Origin of the sequence: Salinimicrobium sp. 3283s (assembly GCF_039602225.1) — a bacterium.
Classification (GTDB): domain Bacteria; phylum Bacteroidota; class Bacteroidia; order Flavobacteriales; family Flavobacteriaceae; genus Salinimicrobium; species Salinimicrobium profundisediminis.
In genome coordinates this window covers 188912-209125 of sequence record NZ_CP143631.1, presented here as the reverse complement: position 1 = coordinate 209125, position 20214 = coordinate 188912, and the positions used below count along the sequence as shown (strand labels likewise).

Annotated in this window: 20 protein-coding genes; 6 read left to right on the top strand and 14 right to left on the bottom strand. The window is 42.2% G+C overall.

The genetic code is table 11. The features are described 5' to 3' along the window. Nucleotides 1–4: 4 nt before the first annotated feature. From VS868_RS00950 to VS868_RS00905, 10 genes are all read right to left on the bottom strand, one after another. Nucleotides 5–2386 (bottom strand): DNA translocase FtsK 4TM domain-containing protein, encoded by a 2382-nt coding sequence (locus VS868_RS00950; protein ID WP_345598892.1) that lies wholly within the window; start codon nucleotides 2384–2386, stop codon nucleotides 5–7. Between the two features lie 224 nt (nucleotides 2387–2610). Further along, nucleotides 2611–2979 (bottom strand): diacylglycerol kinase family protein, encoded by a 369-nt coding sequence (locus VS868_RS00945; RefSeq protein ID WP_266069002.1) that lies wholly within the window; start codon nucleotides 2977–2979, stop codon nucleotides 2611–2613. Then, nucleotides 2979–3479, bottom strand: a complete 501-nt coding sequence (gene tpx, locus VS868_RS00940) for a thiol peroxidase (protein ID WP_266069001.1) — start codon at nucleotides 3477–3479, stop codon at nucleotides 2979–2981. Before tpx ends, VS868_RS00945 begins: the two co-directional genes overlap by 1 nt. A gap of 129 nt (nucleotides 3480–3608) precedes the next feature. Further along, nucleotides 3609–3857, bottom strand: a complete 249-nt coding sequence (locus VS868_RS00935; protein WP_266069000.1) for a hypothetical protein — start codon at nucleotides 3855–3857, stop codon at nucleotides 3609–3611. After that, a complete protein-coding gene (locus VS868_RS00930; RefSeq protein WP_266068999.1) occupies nucleotides 3838–4149 on the bottom strand; it encodes a thioredoxin family protein in 312 nt (103 codons plus the stop codon). Before VS868_RS00930 ends, VS868_RS00935 begins: the two co-directional genes overlap by 20 nt. Before the next feature lie 13 nt (nucleotides 4150–4162). Beyond that, a complete protein-coding gene (locus VS868_RS00925; RefSeq protein ID WP_345598891.1) occupies nucleotides 4163–4801 on the bottom strand; it encodes a peroxiredoxin in 639 nt (212 codons plus the stop codon). Between the two features lie 140 nt (nucleotides 4802–4941). Beyond that, nucleotides 4942–6423, bottom strand: a complete 1482-nt coding sequence (gene nhaC / locus VS868_RS00920; RefSeq protein WP_266068997.1) for a Na+/H+ antiporter NhaC — start codon at nucleotides 6421–6423, stop codon at nucleotides 4942–4944. A 203-nt stretch (nucleotides 6424–6626) separates the two neighbouring features. Beyond that, nucleotides 6627–7325 (bottom strand): purine-nucleoside phosphorylase, encoded by a 699-nt coding sequence (gene deoD, locus VS868_RS00915; protein WP_266068996.1) that lies wholly within the window; start codon nucleotides 7323–7325, stop codon nucleotides 6627–6629. Further along, entirely contained in the window at nucleotides 7322–7972 is a 651-nt protein-coding gene (gene deoC / locus VS868_RS00910; protein ID WP_345599859.1) for a deoxyribose-phosphate aldolase, read from the bottom strand. The genes deoD and deoC overlap by 4 nt, the downstream gene beginning before the upstream one ends. A gap of 235 nt (nucleotides 7973–8207) precedes the next feature. Continuing rightward, nucleotides 8208–9431, bottom strand: coding sequence for an aminotransferase class V-fold PLP-dependent enzyme (locus VS868_RS00905; RefSeq protein ID WP_266068995.1), 1224 nt, complete (start codon nucleotides 9429–9431; stop codon nucleotides 8208–8210). A 158-nt stretch (nucleotides 9432–9589) separates the two neighbouring features. Here VS868_RS00905 and VS868_RS00900 point away from each other — a divergent pair, with 158 nt between their 5' ends. After that, a complete protein-coding gene (locus VS868_RS00900) occupies nucleotides 9590–10048 on the top strand; it encodes an Lrp/AsnC family transcriptional regulator (protein WP_345598889.1) in 459 nt (152 codons plus the stop codon). Nucleotides 10049–10220: 172 nt separating this feature from the next. Beyond that, nucleotides 10221–11627 (top strand): dihydrolipoyl dehydrogenase, encoded by a 1407-nt coding sequence (lpdA, locus tag VS868_RS00895; protein WP_345598888.1) that lies wholly within the window; start codon nucleotides 10221–10223, stop codon nucleotides 11625–11627. A 275-nt stretch (nucleotides 11628–11902) separates the two neighbouring features. Here lpdA and VS868_RS00890 read toward each other — a convergent pair whose 3' ends face one another. The 3 genes from VS868_RS00890 to VS868_RS00880 all read right to left on the bottom strand — a co-directional run bounded on the left by VS868_RS00890 (nucleotide 11903) and on the right by VS868_RS00880 (nucleotide 14715). Beyond that, nucleotides 11903–12775 (bottom strand): aldose 1-epimerase family protein, encoded by an 873-nt coding sequence (locus VS868_RS00890; protein WP_345598887.1) that lies wholly within the window; start codon nucleotides 12773–12775, stop codon nucleotides 11903–11905. 176 nt (nucleotides 12776–12951) lie between these two features. Next, nucleotides 12952–13236, bottom strand: coding sequence for a hypothetical protein (locus VS868_RS00885; RefSeq protein WP_266068991.1), 285 nt, complete (start codon nucleotides 13234–13236; stop codon nucleotides 12952–12954). A 114-nt stretch (nucleotides 13237–13350) separates the two neighbouring features. Continuing rightward, nucleotides 13351–14715 carry an MATE family efflux transporter gene (locus VS868_RS00880; protein ID WP_345598886.1) on the bottom strand — a complete coding sequence of 455 codons (1365 nt, stop codon included), beginning with the start codon at nucleotides 14713–14715 and terminating at the stop codon, nucleotides 13351–13353. 222 nt (nucleotides 14716–14937) lie between these two features. Between VS868_RS00880 and VS868_RS00875 the strand changes: the two genes are divergently transcribed. From VS868_RS00875 to VS868_RS00860, 4 genes are all read left to right on the top strand, one after another. Next, on the top strand, nucleotides 14938–15081 hold the full coding sequence (locus VS868_RS00875; RefSeq protein WP_266068989.1) for a hypothetical protein: 144 nt from the start codon (nucleotides 14938–14940) through the stop codon (nucleotides 15079–15081). 186 nt (nucleotides 15082–15267) lie between these two features. Next, nucleotides 15268–15486 (top strand): hypothetical protein, encoded by a 219-nt coding sequence (locus VS868_RS00870; protein ID WP_345598885.1) that lies wholly within the window; start codon nucleotides 15268–15270, stop codon nucleotides 15484–15486. 74 nt (nucleotides 15487–15560) lie between these two features. Continuing rightward, nucleotides 15561–16430 carry an NAD(P)H-binding protein gene (locus tag VS868_RS00865; protein ID WP_345598884.1) on the top strand — a complete coding sequence of 290 codons (870 nt, stop codon included), beginning with the start codon at nucleotides 15561–15563 and terminating at the stop codon, nucleotides 16428–16430. Further along, a complete protein-coding gene (locus tag VS868_RS00860) occupies nucleotides 16430–17863 on the top strand; it encodes an NAD(P)/FAD-dependent oxidoreductase (RefSeq protein WP_345598883.1) in 1434 nt (477 codons plus the stop codon). Before VS868_RS00865 ends, VS868_RS00860 begins: the two co-directional genes overlap by 1 nt. A 55-nt stretch (nucleotides 17864–17918) precedes the next feature. On the opposite strand, the gene VS868_RS00855 is transcribed toward VS868_RS00860, so the two are convergent. Then, nucleotides 17919–20105 carry a M3 family metallopeptidase gene (locus VS868_RS00855; protein ID WP_345598882.1) on the bottom strand — a complete coding sequence of 729 codons (2187 nt, stop codon included), beginning with the start codon at nucleotides 20103–20105 and terminating at the stop codon, nucleotides 17919–17921. Nucleotides 20106–20214: the final 109 nt, after the last annotated feature.

The window sequence follows — 20214 nt, the reverse complement described above, 5'->3', positions numbered from 1 at the left end:
TATACTATTCTTCATTTAACAGCTGGTTCAGGCCTTCCAGATCCTGCACCAGTACTTGTCGTGCCTTGCTGCCCTCAAAGGGGCCCACGACTCCGGCTGCCTCCAGTTGATCAATGATCCTGCCTGCGCGGTTATACCCCAGTTTCAGCTTTCTCTGAAGTAAAGATGCCGATCCCTGTTGTGCGATCACTATGACTTCGGCAGCTTCGCGGAAGAGGTTGTCCCGGTCGCTTACGTCAATATCAAGAGATGTGCCACTTTCCTCTCCGCTGTATTCAGGGAGGTGATAAGCATCGGCATAAGCCTTTTGCGAACCAATGAATTCGGTGATCTTATCTACTTCGGGAGTGTCAACAAAAGCACATTGTAACCTGAGTAGCGTGTTGCCCTGGGTGAATAGCATATCTCCCTTTCCAATAAGTTGATCGGCCCCCTGGCTGTCGAGAATAGTACGTGAATCTATCTTTGAAGTTACCCTGAAAGCTATACGGGCAGGGAAGTTTGCTTTGATGATCCCCGTAATTACGTTCACCGAAGGCCGCTGGGTAGCAATGATCAAATGTATACCAATAGCCCGGGCCAACTGGGCCAGTCTTGCTATTGGAGCTTCAACTTCTTTACCGGCCGTCATAATAAGATCGGCAAATTCGTCTACCACCAGTACAATATAAGGCAGAAATTTATGGCCGTTCTCGGGGTTCAGTTTTCTAGCCTTGAACTTTACATTGTACTCTTTTATATTCCTTACCATGGCGTCTTTAAGCAACTCGTACCGGTTGTCCATCTCAATACACAACGAATTGAGGGTATTGATCACCTTGGTGTTATCTGTAATTATAGCTTCGTCGGTATCGGGAAGCTTCGCGAGGTAATGTCTTTCTATTTTATTAAAGAGCGTTAATTCTACCTTTTTTGGATCTACCAGAATAAACTTCACCTCTGCAGGATGCTTGCTGTAAAGAAGGGAAGTAAGAATAGCGTTAAGCCCAACAGATTTACCCTGGCCTGTAGCTCCTGCCATAAGCAGGTGAGGCATTTTAGCAAGGTCAACCACAAAGGTCTCGTTCGAGATCGTTTTACCCAAAGCCATTGGCAGTTCCATTTCGGCATTTTGAAACCGGGGGGAGGCTATTACGCTTCTCATGGAAACCATGGTGGAATTCTTATTTGGAACTTCAATACCAATAGTTCCCTTTCCCGGAATTGGGGCAATGATCCTGATGCCTAAAGCTGAAAGGGAAAGTGCAATATCGTCTTCAAGGCTCTTGATCTTCGAAATCCTTATTCCTGCCTCGGGGATGATCTCGTATAGCGTCACGGTAGGGCCAACAGTAGCCTTGATTTGCGCAATATCAATCTTGTAATTTTTGAGGGTATCAACAATCCTGTTCTTGTTCTCCTCAAGTTCTTCCTGGTTAATGGTAATACCGCCGCCATTGGCGTTGTGATCTTTGAGAAGTTCAATGGTAGGGAACTGGTAATTCTTAAGTTCAAGAGTTGGGTCAAACTCGCCATAATCTTCTACCAGTTTACGGCTCAGGTTATCGTCAAGTTCTTCTTCCTCGTGCGCCGTTTCAACTTCCATCGCCACGTCATCGGGGTTTTCTTCTGAACGGATTACAACTTTTTCGGGAGCGGGTTGTGGAGGTGTTGGTTTTTCTGCTTCAGGCGTTGCAGGCTTTGGCTGTTCTGCCTGTTTGTGTTGGGGTGCCGGTTTGGTTGCTTCTGAAGTATTTTTTGATCCGAAGTCTTCAGAAACAGAAGAAGACGTCTGGAAATCTTCTGAAATATTTTCTTTAGTTCTTTTTAAAGCTGAAATCAACTTTTCGGGAGTAATTTTTAGCCTTATCACCATGTATGCGATGAACAAGAATGAAAGCAGGAGTACTGTACCGGTAAAGCCCAGGTAATCCTGAAGGTAATCATTTATTTCGTAACCCACGGTACCACCAAGCAGGGCATTAGATTCAGCAAAGAATCCCAGGAAAACCGAAACCCAGATCATCACCAGAAGGCCCCAGAACCAAAACCGGAACAAAGCTTTTTTGTTAAGGCTCATAAAATAGTAGATCCCCGTGGTAATAGTGAGAAAAGCAAATGCAAAGGCTGCAATACCAAAGCCTTCATAAATAAAGAAGTTGCTTATAGCGGCCCCAAACTTGCTGAGAAGGTTTTTTGTTTCAACTTCACGGTTGCCTAGCTGTGAAAGGGTACTTTGATCTACCTGCCAGTTAAAAAGAAAAGAGGTAAAGGCAATTAACAGCGCAAGGCCAAAAAAGATCAAAAAGCTTCCCAATAGCACCTTTCCCTTAGGGGAAAGCCTTAACGAGGACTTCGAAAAAGAGGATTTTGAAGAAGATTTTTTGACAGCTTTTCTTTTAGCCATAGTAGAACTGAAGGTTTGGGCGCAAAAATACAAATTAGTGCCAGCTAATATAAAGAAAAGGTAAAATCTATTTTAAAGAAGTTTTGTTAGCGGCAGATCACCGAATAAGTTTTGCTTTAATCCCGACCCTCTAAAAAATGTTTCTCAAAAATGCCATTTTTGGAAGGTATCGGGTGTGAGGGATCTATTGCCTGCGCTTTCAGCTTAAATGAAATTCGATAAGTCTAGACGGTATAAAAGATATAGGGGATATATATAATGAGCCCAACGGCCACGGCTGCTATGGCGGCAAAGAAAACAGCTCCTGCCGCAACGTCTTTTATGCGTCCTATTTTTACGTGATAATCGGCATGTACAAAGTCGGCAATGTTCTCAATGGCAGTGTTTACACCTTCGGTGGCCATTACCAGCCCAATGGCAAAGATTTGCATGACCCATTCAGTCGGGGTAATTCCGAAGAAAAACCCCGCAATGGTCATAATCACGGCAATAACAAACTGCACCTGTATACTGGGTTCATGGCGCAGTAGCAGCCACGCACCTTTTATTGCATAACCACCTCCTTTGATTCGGCCGGTGATGAAATTATACATTATAGCAAGGGTTTAAGAGCTTCCAGGTAGTTAGGCTCATCTTCAATCTTATCTACCTGTTCGGTGTGGAGAATCTTTCCGTTCTCATCGAGCACAATAACTACGCGTGACAATAATCCTTCCATAGGGCCATCTATGATCTCGAGGCCATAATCTTTTCCGAAGTTGCGTTCCCTGAAGTCTGAAAGGTTTATTCCGTTAGAAATTTCATTGACTTTCCTGAACCGCTCCTGGGCAAATGGCAGGTCGCGGGAAATATTTAGTACCACTACGTTCTCAAGATCGGCTGCCCGTTCACTAAAGTTATTTACCGAGGTGGCGCAAACGTTGGTGTCAATACTTGGGAATATATTCATGATCACCCGCTTACCCTTAAAATCCTGAAGGGTGGCAACGCTGAGGTCTGATTTTAATAATTCAAAATGCGGAGCTCTTTCCCCTTTTTCGGGCAGGTGGCCATAAGTAGTAATAGGTTTTCCTTTATGCGTTATTTGTGACATATCGACTTTTCTTAGGTTGAGCTACTAAAATTAAAATTTTGGGGATGGTATTTTACTAAAATTGTCATAAAACAAAAAGGCTGCCTCAAAAACGAGAGACAGCCTTTATTATCTATGTATTGTGCGGGTCTATTTATCTATAGAACTCAACACTTTTTTCATGAAGTTGTTTGCCGCATCTCTTTCGGGCATTCCTTCATCTATCATATTCTGAACTTCAAGAGCACCGCAAATGTTGCTGATCAACTCTCCAATCACATCCATTTCTTCCTCACTCACCGACCTGTGGTCGCAGAACGATTCTAAAACTTCAAGCGTGTTTTCAAGCTTTTCTTTATCGTTGTTCTTTTGCAGGTGTCTAATTACTGGTAACTTCATTAACTAGGTCTTTTAAAAGTTCAAATTTGTTGGTTTGCACCTGGTTTACAAATGCACCGTTTTTAAAAGTGGCAAAAGTTGGCAAATTGTCTACTTTGGCCATTTTCCTGGATTCAGGATTCTTTTCGGCATCAACCAGGAGAAAAGTTGCGTTTTCATTTTCGGCAGCAAGCTTCTTGAACTTGGGCTTCATCACCCTGCAGTTACCGCACCATCCGGCCATGTACTGTACAACTACAGTTTCATTATCGGCAACTACTTCAGCCAAATTATCTTCAGTCAATTCTCTCATTGTAATGCGTTTTTTAGTTAGAGCTTAGGTAAGATGCTACTCCCTTACGGTTTGCACTCATGGCATCTTTTCCTTCTTCCCAGTTTGCAGGACATACTTCACCTTTTTCCTGTACGTGAGTGTAAGCATCGATCAAACGGATGAATTCTTTTACGTTTCTACCAAGTGGCATGTGGTTAATACTTTCGTGGAATACTGTTCCTTCTTCGTCAATAAGGTAAGTAGCACGGTAAGTTACGTTATCACCTTCTACAGTGTAGATACCGGTTTCTTCGTTGTAGCTCTCGTTTGTAATGTCAAGGATGCCAAGTTGGTTAGCAAGGTTCCTGTTAGAGTCAGCAAGGATTGGGTAGGTAACACCTTCAATTCCTCCGTCGTCTTTTGGAGTATTTAACCAGGCAAAGTGAACCTCTGGAGTATCACATGAAGCACCAATTACCATTACATTTCTTTTTTCAAACTCAGCAAGAGCTTCCTGAAATGCGTGTAGTTCTGTAGGGCAAACAAAGGTGAAATCTTTTGGGTACCAAAAAAGCAAAACTTTTTTTCCGTTATTTTTAGCTTCTTCGAATACGTTGATCTTAAAAGTATCACCCATATCGTTCATAGCGTTTACTTCTAAGTTTGGAAATTTTTTTCCTACTAATGCCATAGTATTTTAAGTTTTTATTATTGATTTAATTCGAGTGCAAAGATAAAAACAAAGAGCGGCCTTACTAAGGCCGCAAATCTTTATTTTTTATTTTGTTATAGGTTTTTCTAATGCAAATATTCTTGTTGTATAACTTATTGTTATTGAGCTGTTGCTTTGTCTGCGAGCTGTCGTATTTTAATGTTGAAAGCTGCATAGAATAAGGTCATGAATGGGCTCAGGTAGTTAAAAATAGCATAAACAAAGTAAGAAGCTACCGGCACTCCAAGCACCCCGCTGTGATAGGCGCCACAGGTATTCCACGGAATAAGTACAGAGGTAACGGTACCCGAATCTTCTAACGACCGACTAAGGTTCTCTGGTGCCAGGCCTTTATCGCGGTAAGCTTTGGCAAACATTTTTCCCGGTACCACAATAGCCAAATACTGGTCAGATGCTGTGGCGTTAAGCGTAATACAGCTAAAGACGGTGCTGGCAAAAAGCCCGAAAGTAGTGTGGAACAGGTTAAGAAGGGCTTTACTAATAGTAGCAAGAGCGCCAATGGCATCCATGATCCCACCAAAGACCATGGCGCAGATGATAAGCCAGATGGTTCCCAGCATTCCATACATTCCTCCCGAAGAGAAAAGATCGTTGAGTTGGGCGTTATCTGTAGTGATTGAAGTGTCTATGGTTATTGAATTCATGAGTCCCACATAAGCCGCTTCAAACGAAAGGTGCTCATAACCAGATACTGCAGTTACCACCTCTGGCTGAAAGATCAATGCTGCAGCAGCACCCAGCAGCGTCCCAAGAAGCAGGGCGATGAGGGGAGACGTTTTCATGACGATGAGTACGATCACCAGTACAGGTACTGCAAACAGCCAGGGGCTGATATTAAACGCGCTGTCTATAGACGCCAGAATGGCGCTTGTATCTGCAGTTCCCGATGGTTCTACTGTGAATCCAAGAATTATGAAAACAATAATAGTGATCGCGATGGTGGGTACCGTCGTGAGGGTCATGTATCGTATGTGAGTAAATAGATCTGTCCCGGCCATGGCAGGGGCGAGATTAGTGGTATCACTAAGGGGCGACATCTTATCTCCAAAATATGCACCCGAAAGTATCGCGCCGGCAGTCATTCCTACAGAAATCCCCAAAGCTTCGGCAATTCCAATAAGGGCAATCCCTACAGTCGCCGAAGTGGTCCAGCTACTTCCGGTGGCCACAGAGATCACCGAACAAATGACCACGGTTGCTGCCAGGAAAATTGTAGGATTGAGTATTTGCAAGCCGTAGTAGATCATCGTGGGGATAATTCCGCTAATGAGCCATGTACCTGCCAAAGAGCCTACCATAAGCAGGATAAGGATTGCACCGGTGGTAGATTTAATATTATTGGCCACCTCCTCAATCATGGTGTCGAATTTCACCTTGTTGAACATTCCAACTATTGCTGCAACCGCTGCTCCCAATAGAAGGATGAACTGGTTGGAACCGCTAAGGGAGTCGTCTCCATAAACAAAAACGTTGTACGCCAGCATTCCAACTAAGGCAAATACAGGAAACAAGGCTTCCCAAATATTCAACTCACGATTTTCAAGAACTTTTGTGTCTTTGATGAATTTTTCGTCTTCCATTTAAGGGGGTGTAAATTTTTGAATGCGTAATGTTACGATTTTTCGTTAAAAGTCAAAAGGTGAGATTTCAATACTTGGTTATGAAAATACCCTTTTGAACAGAAAAAGTCAATTTGTATAGCTCCTGAACAATCTGCTGTTAAAATAAAAAAGCGGAAACTTCATTCTGAAATTTCCGCTTCTGTATAGTTATATGAGTTATTCTATCCGAGTTCAAGTGCAATTTCCACCATTCCTTTAAAAGTGCTTTCGCGTTCTTCGGTAGTGGTTTTTTCCTTGGTCACCAAAGAATCAGATATGGTAAGAAGAGAAAGGGCATTTACCCCGTGTTTAGCTGCAATAGTATACAAGCCCGATGATTCCATTTCTACACAAAGCACCCCAAAATTAGACCACATTTGATAAGATTCAAATTCATCAGCATAGAATTCATCGCTGGTAAGTACATTTCCAGCCTTTACCTCAATATTCTTCTCTTTAGCCTTTTCAATTGCCTGCTGAAAAAGACTGAAACTTGCCGTAGGTGCAAAATCGGCTCCCTGAAACCTGTACTGGTTGATCCCTGAAGTTGATGAAGCCGCCATAGCAATAACGATATCGCGAAGCTTCACACTTTTTTGATAAGACCCGGCGCTACCAACCCTAATGAGGTTTTTTACACCAAATTCATTGATCAATTCGTGCGCATAAATGGAAATTGAAGGTACACCCATCCCGGTTCCCTGAACCGAAATCTTTCGTCCTTTATAAGTACCTGTGTACCCAAACATGTTTCGTACCTGGTTGTAGCAATTTACGTCTTCAAGATAAGTTTCTGCAATCCATTTTGCTCTTAATGGATCTCCTGGTAATAAAACTGTTTCTGCTATATCGCCTTTTTTGGCGCCAATGTGTATGCTCATTTTTTTAATTCCTTTACAATTGATATTCCCGAAGAAGTTCCTATTCTTTCTACTCCTGCTTCAATGAAAGACAAAGCGGTATCAAGGTTCTTTATACCTCCCGATGCTTTTAATTTTGCCTTTCCTTCAACAGCTTTTTTCATTAACTCAATATTTTCGAGTCGGGCGCCGTCATTGCCAAATCCGGTAGAGGTTTTTACAAAATCGGCTTTTGCTTTTACAGCAATTTCGCTGGCCAAAACAATTTCCTGGGGAGTGAGGTAACAAGTCTCAATAATTACTTTGAGAACTTTATCGCCTACGGTCTTTTTAATTTCGGCAATTTCTTCTTCTACTTGTTTAAAGTTTTTAGACTTCAGTTCCCCAATATTGATCACCATGTCAACCTCTTCAGCGCCATCTTTGAGAGCTTGTTGGGTCTCAAATACTTTGGCGGCAGTAGACATAGCTCCCAAAGGAAAACCTACCACGGTACAAACTTTTACATCAGTTCCTTCAAGTTCTTTTTTAGCAAGAGGCACAAAACCGCTGTTCACGCAAACCGAGAAAAAATTGTACTCTTTAGCTTCTTTACATAGCTCCACAATATCCTCACTGGTAGCTGTTGCTTTGAGAATAGTGTGATCTATGTACCTGTTAATCTCTATCATGAATATTTATTTAAAACAAAAATGTGACAAAAATGTCGGTCATTATATGATGAGGGTCACCGTATGTGCGGTCACCTGTCTCACCGGCAAAACCTCACAAATATAAAGATTCAAACTCGCTTTAAGTCTAATTGTTGATAAAATGTAAGGTTCCAAAAATGGCATTTTTGGAACCTTATATAGAAATATTATTTCCTAAGATATTTACTTCGGAAGTATTCTAAAGCGCTATTTAGTTTGTTGCTGCTTCCGAAGGTTTCAGGATACCCACTTTTTCCATGCATTCCCTCATCATCCTGTAAGTGCGCTCCACATCATTGTCAAGACCAATAGAGAATCTTATAATTCCGTCAGAAAGTCCCATTTCTTTTTGCTCTTCTTCAGGAATTTCCGAAGAAGTTGAGGTTCCGGGGGCACTAAACAGGGTTTTGTAGAACCCGAGGCTTACTGCAAGGTAGCCCAGGTTTTTTTCCTGCATCATTTCCATAAGGGCATTGGCTTTATCAAGGGAACCGGCATCTACAACCAACATTCCGCCGTAACCGTACTCCTTATTCATCATGCTTTTGTACATCTCATGCCCCGGATGGCTTTTTAGACCGGGATATACAGTCCTAAGGCCGTCCTGCTCAAATTTTTCGGCAAGGAAAAGGGCATTGTGACTGTGTTGTTTCATCCTGATGTGCAGGGTACGCAGGTTCTTTAGAATAGAAGCAGCCCGCATAGAATCCATCGTTGGGCCCAGCAGCATACTGGCACCATCGTTCACACTTCTAAGTTCGTTGATAAATTCCTGGGTTCCGCAAACCACGCCCCCAACAGTATCACTGGAGCCGTTAATGAATTTTGTAAGGCTGTGAATCACCACATCGGCACCCATAGTTGCAGGGGAGATGGCCAGTGGCGAAAAAGTGTTGTCTACCACGAATTTAAGTCCGTGTTTTTTTGCTATTTCTGAAAGACCTTTAAGATCGGCTACTTCCAGTAAAGGGTTACTTACGGCTTCACAATAAATTACCTTAGTGTCTTTGGTTATTGCAGCTTCTACCTTTTCTAAATTGGTGATATCAACAAAAGAAGTAGTGATGTTCAGCCTTGGAGCAAAGTTTTTAAGAAAGGCATAAGTCCCCCCGTAAATGGTGCGGCTGGAAATGATGTGATCTCCTGCCTGGCACAGTTGCAGTAAAACCGGGGTGATAGCGCCCATTCCACTAGCTGCGACGTTTGCAGCCTCGGTACCTTCCATCGCTGCAAGTGCTTCACCCAAATATAAATTGGAAGGCGAGGAGTGCCGGGAGTATAAATAACAACCTTCGGCATTGCCTTCAAAGGTGTCAAACATAGTCTTTGCTGAAAGGAAGGTGTAAGTAGAAGAATCGGAAATGCTGGGGTTTACCCCTCCAAATTCTCCAAAGTACTGTAGGTCCTGTATCTTATCTGCCGGTTTGAATTTCATGATGTTTATATTTTTATTCTATTCAAAGAAAAGAAATTTCAGAAATAAAATCAATGATGATGCTCCTGCACAGAATATTTATCTGCCAAAAATGGCATTTTTAGATAATATTTCAGATATATTTGTTTAAATACATTATTTCAGGAAAAATTTACGGAATGATTAGCGATCCCATCGATAAAAAACTGCTGGCTTTACTGCAGGAGAACTCAAAAAAGACCAATAAAGAACTTGCCGGAAAACTGGGGCTTTCAGTAACTGCTGTTTATGAACGAATAAGAAAACTGGAACGCGCCGGGGTAATTTCAAAGTATGTAGCCCTTGTAAAACCCGAAAAAGTGGAGCGTTCTTTTACGGCTTTTTGCCACATCAAACTGGTGCAGCATACCAAAGGAAATGTTACCGGCTTTGAAAGCCAGGTTACCAAACTGCCCGAGGTGCTTGAGGTTTTTCACGTGAGCGGCGAATATGATTATATTCTGAAGGTAATGGTGAAGGATATGGAGGCTTACCGGGAGTTTATGCTTAACAAGCTCACCACGCTGCAACACATTGGCAGTACCCAAAGTACTTTTGTTATAAGTCCCGTTAAAAATACCACCGAATTAAGTGTTTAAGGCTCAAAGCTTAAGGTTCAACGTTCAAAGTTCAAGGTTCAAGGTTGTGGAGCCAAATTTTCCTTATCTCAAATCTAATATCTCATATCTCCCAAAACAATCCGGTCTTTTCATTTGTCATTAATAGTCGTACTTTTGTTATTCTTGTAAAAACTCAACAAAAAACTTACTTATGAGCAAATATGATGTTGCTGTTATAGGTTCAGGCCCGGGAGGATATGTCGCTGCCATTCGTTGCGCGCAATTGGGGATGAAAACCGCACTTATAGAAAAGTATTCCAGTCTTGGAGGCACCTGTTTAAACGTGGGATGTATTCCCAGCAAGGCGCTACTCGATTCTTCACATCACTACGATGATGCCGTGAAGCATTTTGAAGAGCACGGGATTGAAATTCCTGGGGAAGTAAAAGTGAACCTGGAAAAAATGATCGAGAGAAAACGTTCTGTGGTGAACCAAACGGTAGACGGGATAAAGTTTCTTATGAACAAGAACAATATCGACGTTTTTGAAGGTGTGGGGTCTTTTAAAGATGAAACTCATATCAACATCAAAAAATCTGATGGCGAAACTGAAGTTCTTGAAGCAAAAAACAGCATTATTGCAACAGGTTCAAAGCCTGCCAACCTTCCATTTATAAAGCTTGACAAAGAGAAGATCATCACTTCTACTGAAGCTCTTGAACTTAAAGAAATCCCCGAACACCTTATAGTGATTGGTGGCGGAGTGATAGGTCTGGAACTTGGGCAGGTATATATGAGGCTTGGTGCAAAAGTTTCGGTGGTGGAGTATATGGACAGTATTATTCCTACAATGGATGCTGCCCTTGCCAAAGAATTAACCAGGAGCCTTAAAAAGCAGGGAATGAAGTTCTATGTTTCGCACCAGGTGAATTCTGTAGAGCGTAATGGGGATGAAGTCGTGGTTAAAGCCAAGGATAAAAAAGATAAAGAAGTAGAATTTAAAGGGGATTACTGCCTGGTTTCTGTAGGCCGTAAACCTTATACCGAAGGACTTAATGCTGAAGCTGCGGGAGTGAAAATTGACGACCGCGGAAGGGTAGAGGTGAATGCCCGGCTACAAACTTCAGCAAAGAACATTTATGCCATAGGCGATGTGATCAAAGGCCCAATGCTGGCGCACAAAGCTTCGGAAGAAGGAACTCTTGTTGCTGAAGTTATCGCCGGACAAAAGCCGCACATCGATTACAACTTAATTCCGGGTGTGGTTTATACATGGCCTGAAGTTGCCGCCGTTGGTAAGACCGAAGAACAACTAAAAGAAGAAGGCGTAAAATATAAGGAAGGAAAATTCCCTATGCGCGCCCTTGGAAGATCAAGAGCCAGCGGAGATATCGACGGAATGGTGAAGATACTTTCCGACGCAACTACAGATGAGGTACTTGGCGTGCACATGATAGGTGCCCGGGTAGCCGATCTTATTGCTGAAGCTGTGACTGCCATGGAGTTTCGTGCCTCGGCCGAAGATATTTCAAGGATGAGCCACGCTCACCCCACATATGCTGAAGCCGTTAAAGAAGCTGCCCTTGCAGCCACCGATAACAGGCCGATTCATTCTTAGATTCAGCTTAATATACATTCAAAAAGATCTCTCAAAAATGCCATTTTTGGGAGATCTTTTTTTTATATGCTGCTGATTAAAAAAGTTTTAATTGCTTGATTTCGATTCATCTCTTTCACTACATTTATACTAAATTAAATATGCAAAAAGATGCCTAAAGAAAAATCACCTTCAAAGAATTCAGCTAAGAAAGAACCCGTTCTAAGCCTGAAAGAAAAGCGTGCTGCCAAAGCCGCCAAAAAGAAGACCAGAAGCTAATTAAATAATTTGTCCTTTTATTCTATTTGAATAGAATAAGAAGCTTTAAATTCCTGAGAAGGCATTAATTCGTTAATGCCTTCTTTCGTTTTTAGATCCTGATTAGTATTTTCAACATCGGCATAGCCCAGCCATGGTTCAAGACAAACAAAAGGAGCTGCCGGTTTTGACCATATTCCCAGATGCCTGAAATCTTCATATTCAACAGTAAGAATATTTTTGCCGGACTTATTTTTTAAGCTGATTCTTTTTGAGGGGATATCTTTAAAAATGAGAGCGTCCCGGTCAAAAAGGTTTTTATGGAGCTGGATCTTTTTATCATTTTTGAGCACTTCAACCGTCTGCTCTTTGATTAAACCTGTTTGTGTCAGGGTGTAACTGTGGAGGTCCATATCCCTATCAAACTCAAGAAAATAATCTTCCAGAGATTCATCCTCATAGAGCGGGACATTAAAAGCAGGATGCCCGCCAAGGGAAAAGTAGAGCGGCTTCAAATCAAGATTAAGAACCCGATGAGAAACACATACATTATTTTTTTTGAGGGTAAAACTTATTTCGAAAGTAAATTTGAACGGATATACTTTCAGGGTTTCTTCGGAATAGCTTAGCTCAAAAACCAGCTGCTTTTCATGCTGTTCTTTAAGTCTGAAATTTTTGTTGTGCCTAAGAAAGCCATGCCTTGGCAAAGAATATTTGTTGCCTTCAAAGAAGTAGGTATCTTCTTTTAGACCTCCAACAACAGGAAAAAGGTTTGGGGCCTGCCCGCCCCAAATTTCGGGTGTTCCCTGCCAGAGATATTCAAGTTCACTTCCGGTCTTTTTCAGGCTGCAGAGTTCAGCACCGGTTTTTCGTACACCTATGCTTAATTGATCGTTCTTTATTTTGTACATGAAATGTAACTTATTCCTTAGCAGGAAAATTGAAAATCAAATTTAGCTTATTGGTGCTATATTAAGAAGTAAAAGTCTTCAGAAGTTCTCTTCAGTAGAAAAAAATGGTTTTCTGAGTTCCTGAATTATCCAATTCTGAATAGGTTTTTCTCTTTGACCTTTTCCAGAGTTTTTTATTAATTGTCGCTCACGAATTTGAAAAACTTACTTTCTCCACCATCTTTGGTTTTTTCCTGGTAAAGGAATTGTAAATCATTTTCGTCGAATATCCTGAAGAACTCTTCCCACGAGATATTTTTGAGATTATCTTCTGCATAACCGGGGAAATTGATGCGGAGTAAACCCCCGCCTTCACTACTGTTGGTTGCACTTTCTACCACTGCAGGTTTTCCGTCTCTTTCTTCGGTCCAGTTTTTAATGGTGTTATGATCTTTTGTGGTCTTAGAATCTGACTGTGCCATGTTTGCTGATTTTAAGTTGATTATAACTCTAAATTCTCATTTTTGGAACGGAACCAAAAGACTTTTAACAGCAAAAAAATATAATTGTTAAGCTCTTGTGAATCGGGGCTGCTGTTAATTTCTCTTCTTATACAGTCTCAGTTTCCAGTAACCCCGTTTAAAGTAAATAAAAGCGGCAAGGGCAGCAATGAGGTTCGAAATTGGAAACGCCCACCAGATCCCTTCGTAGCTAAGGTTGGTTTTGTGCGAAAGCATAAAAGCCACAGGAAACCTGATGATCCAGAGATTGAGGATTGAAATGAGCATTGAGGCTTTGGTGAATCCTGCACCATTAAAAACCCCGTTTAAAACCTGCTGTACGCCTAAAAGTCCGAAGCTGGGTGCCATAATCTTTATGAAATATGCGGCATCATTAATTACTTCAGGGTCATTTGGAATAAAGAAAGCTGTGATGGGAACAGCAAAGAAGTACATGAGAACTCCCATGCCTGTTAGGCCAAAAAAGGCGATTTTGCTACTTAAGTTTGCAACCTGCTCTGCCCGTTTAATTTTTATGGCCCCAATGTTTTGTCCTACAAGAGAGGTGGTGGCAATGGCGAGCCCCAGTGCCGGGATAATGATAAAGCTTAAAATTCGGGCGCCAATCCCGTAGGCTGCCACCACTTCACTTCCAAAGCCCGTTACAAGTATGACCATAAAGGTCATCCCGAGTGCCCTGGTAGATTGTTCTATACTGGCAGGAATTCCAAGATTCACAATTCGTTTTAAGGTAGAAATATGAGGTCTCATCTGGTTAAAATGAATCCTGATTCCGCTCCTGCCTCTAAAAAGGATCCACAGGCCAATGACTGCTGAAAGTGCCTGAGTAATAATACTTGCAACTGCCGCCCCGGCTACCCCATATCCGGGTATGGGACCGTATCCATAGATAAAAAGAGGGTCCAGGATAAGGTTCAGGAATACGGTGAACAGTACGATATAAACGGGCATCATCACATTTCCTATCCCGCGCATGAGCGACTGGAAGGAGAAGAACATAAAGAGAAACACAAATCCAATGGAAGAGACCTGAAAGTAATTCACTGAATCTTCCAGGATTTCGGGCCCTGCACCTATGAGCTTCATGAGCGGCGCAGCTGCAAAATAGCTCAATACCGAAAGAAATAGAGATATAAAAAAGATTAGGGAAATGGTCTGCGATGAATTAAAATCTACTCTTTTTTGATCTTCGGCACCATAGTATTGGGAGACCAGCACGGTTCCGGCCAAAGTTAAGCCCGAGCCCAGAGACAACACCAGGAATAACAGGGGGAAACTGATGCTTACTGCAGCAACAGCATTTGCACCCAGTCTACCCAGCCAAAAAGTATCGATTAGCTGATAAGCAGTTTGGAGTATGTTTGCCAGGATTATAGGAACGGCGAGGTGGAAAAGGGACGTAAAGATCCCTCCTTCGGTATATTTCCTTTTTTGATTCATGTGCTACAAAAATACGGCAGGTAGATCCTATTTTATGCTAAAACTTTAATAATTCCTTTTAAGCTCAAAAACAGCACCTGGAAAAGATTTAGAATTATCCCTGATATTTAAACCTGGCGTCTTTTGAAAGTTTAGTTGTTAAAGCAGATTTTTTGTTGTAAATTTAAGAAGCACAGTAAGTTATGTGTAGGTTGTATTTGGAATTATAAAACTCCGTTACCTATGAGCGCACTAACAAACATCTGGAATAATTACACCGTCGAGTTTTCTACTACCCAAAAGGTGATAATTGCTATTGTACTTGGAATGATCTTTTTGATCGCCATTTTCGCCATAGTTTTAGTCATTTTGGAAATTGCAGGATAATAGAAAATTTACAATTATGTAAAAAGTCCTTCTTTTGAGGGTTATGTTTTCTGTGCCTGATTTTCCTGATCATTAGTCTTTTTCTTATTTCTTTAAAAGCATCTCTGTAGGGTGTGCTTCCTCATGTTCCTGATTTTTATTATCTTTAGGGACAACCTATTAGCAGTTGCTAGAAAAAAATCAATTATGGATGCTATTACAATCTACAAATTGATGAAGCCTCATCTCGATTTGTTGAATTCTTCAGAAAAAGCCACACTTTCTAAATTGATCATTGCCGAAAAACCCTCTCGGGTGACCTGTGTACATCGCAAGAAACTAACACTTATTAAAGCAAAAGAACAGCTAAAAGTATTTTGCCAAACAGAAATGGAGCGGGAGAAAGCGAGCATGGTAACGCTCTAATTTTTTGTTAATCCTTTAAATTCCGGATCTTCTTCAGATTATTTCCTGTAATTTCAGGAAGAAAGCTTATAGTCATGGAGGAGAAAATTCTATTAGCCGGAGCTTCCGGAGCCCTGGGGCTTGAAGTCCTTAAATTACTGCACCAACAGGGGAAAGATGTAAGAGCATTGGTACATTCTGAAGATGGGGCCGAAGAGGTCTCTCCTTATACGAATGATATTTGGAAAGCCGATGCCAGTGAAGGTAATGAAGTTATAAGAGACATTACAAAAGATGTTTCTATCGTGATTTCTACCCTGGGGAAAAGTGTTAGTTTATTTACCAACCGGGGCAAATCATTCGTGGAGAACGATTTTTATGCTAATTCCAATATTCTTGATGATGCTTTGAAGAACGGTGTCAAACGATTTATTTATGTTTCTATTAAAGGTGCCGAAAAAGCGCTGGAATATGAAGTGGCCAAATCTCACAAGATGTTTGAAGATGCGCTCGAAGCTTCAGGTCTTGATCATACCATTATAAGACCGGTAGGGTTTTATTCGGGTCTTCACGATCTTGCTATAATGGCCAAAAGAAAAGTCATTCCCATTGTAGGTGACGGTGATGCTAAAACCAACAGTATTCATCAAAAAGATTTGGCTAAAGTTGTGGTGCAGTACTTACATGAAGGGCCCGAATTAAAAGAAGTAGGAGGGCCTTTGATCCATACCCGCAGGGAAATGGCCGATATGGTTGCCGAAAAAGTGGGAGGAAAGGTGATTCCTGTCCCCGAAGAGATCGCTGAATGGGGCATGTTTCTTCCCGAAATGGTAGATGATGATATTTCGGCCAAGCTACACTATTTCAAATTTGTAACCACTCATGATATGGTTGGAGAGAAAAATGGTGAAATCACCTTTGAAGAATATCTCAACAGCCTCGACCTGGAAAAAGATTTACCATAATGTCTAATAAATATGATGCCATAATTATTGGGTGCGGAAGCAATGGCATAGCTGCAGCCATAAGATTACAGCAAAAAGGATTAAAAACTGCCATTTTTGAGCAGGCAGCGGTACCCGGTGGTGCTACTAAAACAAAGGAGTTGACCCTGCCGGGTTTTAAGCATGATGTAGGTTCGGCTATTATGCCCCTGGGGCTGGCCTCTCCTTTCTTCCGGAATCTGCCCCTGCAGCAGTATGGCCTGGAGTGGGTCTTTCCCGAAGTTGCCTATGCACATCCTTTTGATGATGGTACAGCTTATGCCTGCTACAAGGAGATTCAAGCCACGGCTGCGCAGCTGGGAGAAGATCAGGATGCCTATCTGAACCTTATCAATCCTTTGTTGGAGAATTGGGATAAGCTCAATGAAGACCTGTTGGGGCCACTGGGCATTCCCGATCATCCTTTGCAATTTATGAAGTTCGGACTCAAAGCCCTGCCTTCAGCAAAAATGATTGCAGACAAATACTTCAAAAATGAGAAAACGAAGATGTTTTTTTACGGCTCGGCCGCTCATTCCACACTTCCTCTAAACACTTTGATCTCTGCTTCTTTTGGGCTGGTGCTCACCACCAGTGCGCATAAATATAACTGGCCTTTTCCAAAAGGAGGAGCTGGGAATTTCTTTGATGCCCTAGTACAGCACTATAAATCTCTGGGCGGTGAGATCTACTGTGACCAGTTGGTGAACGATATTCGCGACCTGCCCAATGCGTATTCTTATCTCTTTGATCTTACCCCAAAACAGCTGCTGAAGATCAAGGGTCTTAATTTTAATTCTCTTTACCGCAAGCGGCTGGAGGCTTATAAATATGGTGCCGGTGTTTTCAAAATGGACTGGGCGCTAAGTGAACCTATTCCTTTTACCAGTGAAAAATGCCGAAAAGCCGCAACTATACATCTGGGATTTTCTCAGAAGGAAATTGAAGCGTCTGAAGAAGGTATTCACGATAAAAAAATGACCGATACTCCTTATGTGCTTGTTGCCCAGCATACCCCTTTTGACTCCACGCGTGCGCCCGAAGGTAAGCACACGGCCTGGGCGTATATTCACGTTCCCAACGGCGATACCACAGATTATACAGAGATCATAGAAAATCAAATTGAACGTGCTGCCCCGGGTTTTAAAGATAGTATCCTCGAAAGATCGGCCATGAACACTGTGGCCCTCGAACAGTTTGATCCTAATCTCGTGGGAGGGGATATCAATGGAGGACGACAGGATATAACACAGCTATTCACGAGGCCTGTGGCCAAAATATCACCTTATGCTACCCCAGATCCACGGGTGTACATTTGTTCTTCATCTACGCCTCCTGGTGGTGGCGTTCACGGTATGTGCGGCTTTCACGCGGCTCAAAAAGCACTCAAAGATCATTTTAGCGAATTGCTATAATAAAATAGGCCGGAATCATTTCCGGCCTATTTTGTTTTTAGGAAAAATCCTGTTGCTATTCTTTAGCTGAAGGAACAGGGAAGCCCCTGTCTCTCATTAGTGCATCAATATTTGCATCTCTTCCTCTAAAGAGTTGGTAAGCTTCAGCCGGATCCATTGCATTACGTGGTGCGAATAAATACTTCACCAGTTTTGCAGCTACATTTTCATCATAGAATCCGCCCGGGGCTTCTCTAAAAGCTTCCGCAGCATCCGAAGTTAAGACATCAGCCCACAGGTAGCCGTAATAACCGGTAGCATAACCTTCGCCCGAGAATACGTGCCCAAAATGGGGCGTACGGTGCCTCATTACAATTTCAGAAGGCATATTGAGTTCATCGAGCGTCTCTTTTTCAAAAGTATCCATATCAATTTCTGAAGGATCTGTGGTGTGCAACTTCATATCCATCAAAGCAGAAGCAAGGAATTCGGTTGTTGCAAATCCCTGATTAAAAGTGGAAGCTTTTTTGATCTTTTCCACCAGTTCCTGCGGGATAGGTTCTCCTGTCTCGTGATGCACCAAAAAGCGATTGATCACTTCATCGGTAGACAACCATCTTTCCAGCAGTTGAGACTGGAATTCGGTATAATCTCTCACTCCGCTGTTTAAAATAGGATATTTTACTTCGGAAGAAAAGAAATGCAGGGCATGACCAAACTCGTGGAAAAAAGTGGTAGCATCATCCCACGAAATGAGCGAAGGTTCTCCCGGCGCAGGTTTTACAAAATTCGAGTTGTTGGAGGCAAGAACAGTTTCTTCCTTTCCTTCCATTTCGGCATGGCTGCGGTATTGAGAAGCCCATGCACCAGATCTTTTCCCTTTTCGCGCGTATGGATCAAGATACCAGAGGCCAATATGTTTGCCGGTATCTTTATTGGTCACTTCCCACACCTTTACGTCTTCATGAAACACAGGAACGGTACCTTTTGGTACAGGGGTGAATTTATAATTGAATACCCTATCGGCTGTAAAGAAGAGCGCTTCTGTCAATTTATCGAGCTGGAGGTATTGCTTTACTTCATCCGATTCGAGATCGTATTTTTCCTGCCTCACCTTTTCGGCGTAATAACGATAATCCCACGGGGCAATTACAATATCTTTTCCTTCAGCTTCGGCCACTGCCTGCATATCGGCAACTTCTTCTTCTACACGGGCCAGGGCTGCCGGCCAAACTGCCTCCATAAGCTCCATGGCTCTTTCGGGAGTTTTTGCCATGCGGTCTTGCAATCTCCATTGGGCATAATTTTCAAAACCGAGCAGTTCTACACGCTCATCGCGTAACTTCAGGATTTCCTTGATAATTTGCTTGTTGTCATATTCGTCATTGTTGTCACCACGGGAATAGTAATTGTCCCACACCTTCTTTCTAAGCTCTCTTTCATCAGAATAGGTGAGGAAAGGATCCATAGAAGAGCGGGTGTTAAGTACGGCATATTTACCTTCTTCACCACGATCGGTTGCTGCTTTGGCCGCTGCTTTGACAAAAGATTCGGGCAGGCCGCTTAGCTGATCTTCTTCAAGATAAACCACGTAGTTTTCTTCTTCGGCTAAAACATTGTTGCTAAACTGCGTGTAAAGACGCGAAAGTTCTTTGTTGATTTGAGCATATCTCTCTTTGTCGGCTTCGTTAAGATCTGCGCCTTCCATAGCAAAATCTTCGTACATAAGTTGTACCGCACGTTGCTGTTGAGCTGGGAGAGGATCTACCTGCGACTGCTCATACACTGCTTTTATTCTCTCAAAAAGCTCTTTATTTTGTGATATTTTTGAAGAGTATTCAGAGATCTTGGGTGCCAGTTCCTGCTGAATTTCCCTGAATTCAGGTGAAGACATATTGCTGCTCCAAATTCCGTAGTAGGTAAAGGCCCGGTCCAGGGCTTCACCCGATTGCTGCATGGCCAAAATGGTATTTTCAAAGGTTGGTGGGGCAGGATTTGCAGAGATCATAAGCACTTCCTGCAGGTGGGAAGCCATTCCCTGTTCCAGTGCAGGTTTGAGATCTTCCAGCTTCATTTCATCAAAACGGGGCACCCCGCCATAAGGGCCGGTCCACTCTTGTAAAAGATCGTTTTTCATAGTAGTTTTTTGTACTGTTTCATCAGAATTGGTGGGAGTGGCAGGAGCAGTAGAACTACCCGGGCCACAAGCCGTTATAATCGCGGCTGTTATTAATCCAAGACTTATTTTCTTAGTGGGGATCATTTTCAATTATCATTTTTTTTGTTCGGTCTTCAAGATACTAATAATCCTAAAAAAGAAGAGGTTTCAAAAATGCCATTTTTGACAGGTAAATATTTCGGCTTACTTTTAT

Excerpts from the sequence above, each read along its gene's own strand:
- VS868_RS00950 (WP_345598892.1), bottom strand. The coding sequence starts at position 2,386 with ATGGCTAAAAGAAAAGCTGTCAAAAAATCTTCTTCAAAATCCTCTTTT.
- VS868_RS00945 (WP_266069002.1), bottom strand. The coding sequence starts at position 2,979 with ATGTATAATTTCATCACCGGCCGAATCAAAGGAGGTGGTTATGCAATA.
- tpx (WP_266069001.1), bottom strand. The coding sequence starts at position 3,479 with ATGTCACAAATAACGCATAAAGGAAAACCTATTACTACTTATGGCCAC.
- VS868_RS00935 (WP_266069000.1), bottom strand. The coding sequence starts at position 3,857 with ATGAAGTTACCAGTAATTAGACACCTGCAAAAGAACAACGATAAAGAA.
- VS868_RS00930 (WP_266068999.1), bottom strand. The coding sequence starts at position 4,149 with ATGAGAGAATTGACTGAAGATAATTTGGCTGAAGTAGTTGCCGATAAT.
- VS868_RS00925 (WP_345598891.1), bottom strand. The coding sequence starts at position 4,801 with ATGGCATTAGTAGGAAAAAAATTTCCAAACTTAGAAGTAAACGCTATG.
- nhaC (WP_266068997.1), bottom strand. The coding sequence starts at position 6,423 with ATGGAAGACGAAAAATTCATCAAAGACACAAAAGTTCTTGAAAATCGT.
- deoD (WP_266068996.1), bottom strand. The coding sequence starts at position 7,325 with ATGAGCATACACATTGGCGCCAAAAAAGGCGATATAGCAGAAACAGTT.
- VS868_RS00905 (WP_266068995.1), bottom strand. The coding sequence starts at position 9,431 with ATGAAATTCAAACCGGCAGATAAGATACAGGACCTACAGTACTTTGGA.
- VS868_RS00900 (WP_345598889.1), top strand. The coding sequence starts at position 9,590 with ATGATTAGCGATCCCATCGATAAAAAACTGCTGGCTTTACTGCAGGAG.
- lpdA (WP_345598888.1), top strand. The coding sequence starts at position 10,221 with ATGAGCAAATATGATGTTGCTGTTATAGGTTCAGGCCCGGGAGGATAT.
- VS868_RS00890 (WP_345598887.1), bottom strand. The coding sequence starts at position 12,775 with ATGTACAAAATAAAGAACGATCAATTAAGCATAGGTGTACGAAAAACC.
- VS868_RS00885 (WP_266068991.1), bottom strand. The coding sequence starts at position 13,236 with ATGGCACAGTCAGATTCTAAGACCACAAAAGATCATAACACCATTAAA.
- VS868_RS00880 (WP_345598886.1), bottom strand. The coding sequence starts at position 14,715 with ATGAATCAAAAAAGGAAATATACCGAAGGAGGGATCTTTACGTCCCTT.
- VS868_RS00875 (WP_266068989.1), top strand. The coding sequence starts at position 14,938 with ATGAGCGCACTAACAAACATCTGGAATAATTACACCGTCGAGTTTTCT.
- VS868_RS00870 (WP_345598885.1), top strand. The coding sequence starts at position 15,268 with ATGGATGCTATTACAATCTACAAATTGATGAAGCCTCATCTCGATTTG.
- VS868_RS00865 (WP_345598884.1), top strand. The coding sequence starts at position 15,561 with ATGGAGGAGAAAATTCTATTAGCCGGAGCTTCCGGAGCCCTGGGGCTT.
- VS868_RS00860 (WP_345598883.1), top strand. The coding sequence starts at position 16,430 with ATGTCTAATAAATATGATGCCATAATTATTGGGTGCGGAAGCAATGGC.
- VS868_RS00855 (WP_345598882.1), bottom strand. The coding sequence starts at position 20,105 with ATGATCCCCACTAAGAAAATAAGTCTTGGATTAATAACAGCCGCGATT.